3 protein-coding genes are annotated in these 1,797 nt (G+C 31.6%); all 3 read right to left on the reverse strand.

The window, feature by feature from the left end; all coding sequences use genetic code 11:
- Positions 1–256 precede the first annotated feature (256 nt).
- Positions 257–1,168, reverse strand: coding sequence for a TIGR01212 family radical SAM protein (locus tag AB1630_12905; protein ID MEW6104689.1), 912 nt, complete (start codon positions 1,166–1,168; stop codon positions 257–259).
- A gap of 106 nt (positions 1,169–1,274) precedes the next feature.
- On the reverse strand, positions 1,275–1,448 hold the full coding sequence (locus AB1630_12910; protein MEW6104690.1) for a PEGA domain-containing protein: 174 nt from the start codon (positions 1,446–1,448) through the stop codon (positions 1,275–1,277).
- Positions 1,449–1,464: 16 nt separating this feature from the next.
- A complete protein-coding gene (locus tag AB1630_12915; GenBank protein ID MEW6104691.1) occupies positions 1,465–1,764 on the reverse strand; it encodes a transposase in 300 nt (99 codons plus the stop codon).
- Positions 1,765–1,797: the final 33 nt, after the last annotated feature.

Raw genomic sequence — 1,797 nt, forward strand, 5'->3', positions numbered from 1 at the left:
TACAAAAAACAAAGAAGAAAAAACCAAAGGGAAAGGCAAAAATCACTATAAATATAGAAGGATAGAGAAGATAAAAGAAAAAAATGATGATTTTTAATGTGTTTAAGTTTTTACCGAGAATTACTAGCATTTTTTCCTTTTTTTAAAGATAAAATTTTAGTTTTTCTCTTTTTGAATAAAATAAAGTGTTAAAAACCTAGGCAGGATTTGTTTCTACAAACTTATAAGTTCCAGCTTTCTCTGTAGTGGAGAAAAATTAAGGAAAAGTTAAGTAATTACATTGATTCTTAAGCTTGATCTGCCACTTTTTCTCCAATTCCTTGTTTATCTTTGATATAACAACACCTTTATTGTTCATCCATTTTGGTGCAATGAGGTATTCGGGCTTTGCATCTGATATAAGCCTTAATATTACAACATTCTTTGGGATTTTCTCCAAGAAATCACAAATTATCTTTACATATTCATCCATTTCTAAAAGCCTAATTTTTTCTTGATAATACATTGTCTCAAGCTCTGTATCTTTTAGTATATGAAGGAGGTGGAATTTTATGCCATCAATGGGAAGGCTGGAAAGACGGCTTGCTGAGGTCATCATTTCATCATAGCCTTCCCCTAAAAGCCCAATGATTATATGAACGCCAACATTTATTTGGTATTCTTTTGTTAATTCAAGGGCTTTCAAGAAATCCTCATATGTATGGTTTCTATTGATTGCTTTAAGAGTATGGTTATGTGTTGTCTGTAAGCCATATTCAATCCAGGTAAGGTAATCATTTTTGTATTCGGCAATAAGCCTTATTTTTTCTTCATTAACACAATCTGGCCTTGTTGAAATAACAAGCCCAACAATTTCCTTAAATCCCTTGATGTTATCATATGCTTCTTTTAATCTTTCTAAAGGGCCGTATGTATTGCTAAAGGCTTGAAAATATGCGAGGAATTTATTAACCCCCCTTTTTTTATAATACCCAATGGATTCAATTATCTGGGTTTTTATGTCCTTTCTTTCTCTGGTGTATAGACTAAATGCCTTGTTGTTGCAATAGATACAGCCTTTATTACTTAATGTTCCATCAATATTAGGACAGGTAAATCCTGCATCAAGGCTTATTTTTCTAACTTTCTCTCCAAAGGTATCCTTCAGGTATTGGCTTATCAAATACATTTAAGCATAGTATAATTTCCTTCCTATTTTTTTCACAAATAAAATTTGGTAACAAAAATGGGAATTTATAGATTTTCAGGCTGGAGTGAAAAGAAAATTTTGTTTTTTACCTTGATAAGGGAATTAGTTCAGCCCTTAATGAGTCTATGCTTTCTTTGAGAGTAAATTCTTTTTCCCAATCCTTATAGCCATCCATTGATACCCTTATCTTGTAGGGCTTTTCTGGGATTAAGTCATAAAGGATAATGGGTATTGTTCCTTGAAATGTATACGCAAACAAAATTGGTTTTCAAGGGTCAACAACCTCTATTATCTGAAATTTTTTTGACAAGTAAGCTCTCTAATTCTTCTTTATAACTTCCAAAATTCTCAAAGAATTCATGAACTATAGCCTTAAACTTATCAAATCTCTCATAGTATTTGCCTCTTATCACCTTAATTTTGAAGAATTTCCATACCCGCTCAATAAGATTAAGATTAGGAGAATATGGGGGAAGAAATATAGCAGAGGTTCCGTAATTTTTCCTATGGTTTTGAATAGACTGAGGGTAATAAGAAATGTAACACTTCCTCTTATTAAAAAACCTTGTTAATATCTAGTGTGCTGTCCCTTAAATAAGGTATGTTAT

The organism is bacterium, from assembly GCA_040753555.1.
Taxonomy (GTDB): Bacteria; UBA9089; UBA9088; order UBA9088; family UBA9088; genus JBFLYE01.